The sequence below is a fragment of the Psychrobacter sp. genome (genome assembly GCF_030457785.1).
Lineage (GTDB): Bacteria > Pseudomonadota > Gammaproteobacteria > Pseudomonadales > Moraxellaceae > Psychrobacter.
The window spans coordinates 1-3,868 of the sequence record NZ_JAKDUI010000235.1 but is presented as its reverse complement, the minus strand read 5'-3'; the positions used below and the strand labels follow the sequence as shown (position 1 = coordinate 3,868).

Genomic DNA, 3,868 nt, shown 5'->3' with positions numbered 1-3,868 from the left:
TACCTAAACTCTTTCATGATATGGGTTGTTCCAGTTTTATTGTGGATTGACTATAGGGCGTGTTTTTGATTCAATTGATAACCATCTAAATGGATTAAAAGTTGCCAAATGTTGCCAAAAGGGTCAAACAGCTGACTAATATCTTGATGTTATTTGGGCTATCTGAGCTGTTTTCCTTTTTTGACTGCCGTTTGTCTCATTTTTATCGCCATTTTTAGAATGAGGACATGCCCTAGTACATTGTACCTTCCATTATTGAAATGAGTTTTCTTATGCGTCCTATTTATTTTATGCTCTCATGTTTATCTAAACCATCAGAGAGCAAAACGATAAAATCAATTATTAGGCCAGTACTCTTTAAGCCTGTACTAGTGCTAAGTATATTGGGGGTAGGTGGACTGAGTCTCGCACAAGCTGCTACTCAAGACTCTAATTATGACTCTGCTGCCAGTATGTCGCTTATCAGCTTGGACGATGAGACAGTAGAAGCTGAAGATAGCAATGATAATCTATCAGAGGTCGCTAATATGCTAGAAGTTGCAGACGACACTGATGACGCAATAGATAGTGTTCGCGATGAAAGCGCTTTGGATGATGAGTTAAACAATGAATTAGATAATGATGAAGTCAAAGCCTTTGATACGGAGATTCCTGTAGAATCTGCGCAAGTTCCATTGAACGCAATCTCTCCTGAAACGCTAAAGACCTTTGTGGCAGTCGTGGATTTGGTGCGGCGAGAGTATGTTGATGCAGTTAATGATGAGGTACTATTTAACAATGCAATGAGTGGCATGCTGACCAAACTTGATAGTCATGCAGAATTTTTAGATGCCGAAGCCTATGAGAACTTGCGCGCATTCACGGAAGGAGATGTGGGCGATGTAGGCATCAAGGCTACTTATCAACCAAACGATGGATATTGGGTTATTACCGAAGTCATTGATGATTCCCCAGCGGATCAAAAAGGCATTGAAGTAGGTGATTACTTACATAGGGTGGGAGAGTTTAGACTTGATGACAACCGCCAAGCCAATGACGTTGAACAGTTATTATCAGGTATTGCTGGCACGCAAGTGGATGTTGTCACATCGAAGGCAGGTCGCCGTAAACATACGACGACGCTACAGCGCAATAATAGCCATCCACAAAAGATTGAGATACAGCTCGTTGATGGTATCGCTGTTGTCAAACTTCCAGCCTTTCAAAACGACAGTCGTGAAAAAGTACTAGATGGTTTGATTGGGTTGGACACACCTATATCAGGTATTCTGTTGGACATGCGTGATAACCCTGGCGGCTTACTAACATCAGCAGTGAGTATTGCTAGCCTGTTTATGAGTGATACTGATGTGGTGCAAGTAAAAGCGCGTCAATCCGAACCACGTATTTTATCAACCACAGGAGAGGCGATACTCAAGCCCTTGCCAGTGGCTGTCCTACAGAATCGCTATTCAGCGTCTGCTGCGGAAGTATTAGCCAGTAGTTTACAAGCAGAAAACCGCGCTACTATCATCGGTGAAGTGAGCTATGGAAAGGGCTCAGTGCAATCGGTTATCCCGTTGAACGACGAGCAAGCCGTTAAGCTAACGGTAGCAAATTATATGACGGCGCTGGGTAAGGAAATAGATGAAATTGGTGTAGAGCCCGATGTGACACTAACCGGTAGTGAAAACACATGGCGACAACAGGCACTCGATTTGCTGAGTGAGCAGGCGCTTGACACGGGTGTTAGGTTTGTCAGAAATCCGTCTGGGAGCGCAGGTACGAGACAGAGTGGTGCAGATAATTAATTATCGTAAAAACACTGAAAGTCCTTAATCCAGCTGTTCTTCATCTATCTCAAGCTTTTTCATTCGATAACGCAAAGAGCGAAAAGTCGTACCTAAAAGCTCGGCAGCTTGAGTTTTATTCCATCCGGTCTGCTGTAAGGCGGTAATGATCATTTGCTTTTCTTGTTCTTGCAGGTAGTGCTCTAGCCCTTGCAGTGGTAGTTGCCTGCCGTTTTCCTCTCTTAGATTTAACTTGTCATCGTTTGTCGGTCGAATGGCACGACGAGTAGTTTCGCTCTCGATATTACGCTGAACGGCGCTCTCTGCAACCACCTGATTGTCTACTGTGCTCTGTATAGTAGAGGGGTAGTGCTGGATGTTTGTACGATAAGCGTGTGAGTTGGCTACTGATGCTTTTGTCTGAGAGGTGACTTTGCTATCCGTAGACTGAATATTCATTTGGTTTTGAATAAATGCGTCAAATGCATCATTGTCCAAAGGCTGCTGGCTAATTGGTGTGTTAGTAGTACCTGTGGCTTGATTGGCTGTACTGCCACAGTTACTGTTATTGTCAGACGGTTCGCAATCTGGTAAGCCCAAGTGGCTGATGTCGATATCCGATGTCTCTGCTAGGGTCACTGCGCGCTCCAGCACGTTTCGCAACTCACGAACGTTACCAGCAAAATCATGATTTTTTAGTTGATTGCTTGCTGCTTTGGTCAAGGATAGCGGTGTATCCAATTGCCATTCCTCAGCGATCATCGTCAAAAAATGCATGGCTAGAACTAGTATGTCTTCGCGGCGTTCATTGAGCGTTGGTAGTTGCAACTCAATGACGTTGATGCGGTAGTATAAATCTTGACGAAACGTGCCGCTTTGTACCAGTTGGTTCAAGTCTTTATGCGTTGCTGAGAGTATGCGAATATCGACTGGCACTTCTTTGGTGTCACCAATAGCTCTGACGGTCTTTTCTTGAATGGCACGTAGGAGTTTTACTTGCATTGCTAAGGGTAAGTCGGCCACTTCATCTAAAAATAATGTACCGCCATTGGCTTGTTGAAACAGTCCTTGTTTATCAGTGACAGCGCCGGTGAAGCTGCCTTTTTTGTGTCCGAAGAATTCTGATTCCATTAGTTCTGATGGTATGGCTCCACAGTTCACGGGCACAAAACTACCGTCACGCCGCGGGCTCAGGTCGTGAATCAATTTGGCGACGACTTCTTTACCAGTACCTGACGCGCCTGATAAAAACACGGGTGCTTGTGAGCGTGCTAGCTTTAAAATAGTTTTCTTCAGGGGTTGCATAATGGCGGAGTTGCCAATCAAACGATCATCTAACATTTTTTGCTCAGGAGATTGCTCAGGCGTAGCTTTTGTTTCGTCACTCTGGTGAGCGACCTTTAACGCGTTTTCAACCAGTTGGCGCAAGCGTGGTAGTTCAAGTGGTTTATTGACAAAATCAAAAGCGCCTAGTTTTAGTGCCTCTATGGCTAAGTCCATACTACCGTGCGCAGTAATGACTGCTATGGGTTTGTTGGAGTGGTTGCTGAACTCTTTGACCAAATCCAGTCCTGAACCGTCGGGTAATCTTAAATCCGTTAAGCAAAAATCGTATTCATGTTCTTGCCAGAATACCCTTGCTTGAGACAGGGTATAGGCCACATCACTTTTTATGCCCATTTTGGTTAAGGTGATTTGCATCAATCGGCATAGGTCGACCTCGTCATCGACGACTAGTGCGGTTTTTGTCATGCATCACCTCATCATATTCAATCGCTGAAAATTATTGCAAGTACGCTGTCTCAGAAGTTCTTACGTATAGACAATATTTTGCTTCAAGGCCGTTTTTGTTGGCTATGCCTAAAATGCTCTTAACCGGCTTCAGGATTGATAGCGGGGATAATTAAGCGGAAGCAGGTTTTTTCGTGTTCAGGGATATAAAGCAAACGCGCTTGGTTGGCCTCACAGAAAGATTGTGACAAGTACAAACCCAACCCTGTTCCCGTTTCGTCTGTGGTGAAAAAAGGACTGAATAAGTGCTGTAAGTCATCAATACCAATGCCAGTACCAATATCTAAAATATCGATTATAACATCGTT

The 3,868-nt window shown here is 44.1% G+C and carries 3 protein-coding genes; 1 reads left to right on the top strand and 2 read right to left on the bottom strand.

The window, feature by feature from the left end; all coding sequences use genetic code 11:
• Window positions 1-371 precede the first annotated feature (371 nt).
• A complete protein-coding gene (locus tag L0J61_RS09880) occupies window positions 372-1,790 on the top strand; it encodes a S41 family peptidase (RefSeq protein WP_301466277.1) in 1,419 nt (472 codons plus the stop codon).
• Window positions 1,791-1,814: 24 nt separating this feature from the next.
• Here the strand turns inward: L0J61_RS09880 and L0J61_RS09875 are convergent, their stop codons facing one another.
• Window positions 1,815-3,521, bottom strand: coding sequence for a sigma-54 dependent transcriptional regulator (locus L0J61_RS09875; protein ID WP_301466276.1), 1,707 nt, complete (start codon window positions 3,519-3,521; stop codon window positions 1,815-1,817).
• Between the two features lie 119 nt (window positions 3,522-3,640).
• Window positions 3,641-3,868: ATP-binding protein (locus L0J61_RS09870; protein ID WP_301466275.1), on the bottom strand; the 228-nt coding region annotated here is incomplete at its 5' end.

What these genes read in the sequence shown, in the direction of transcription:
- L0J61_RS09875 (WP_301466276.1), bottom strand. Translation starts at nt 3,521, where the DNA reads ATGACAAAAACCGCACTAGTCGTCGATGACGAGGTCGACCTATGCCGA.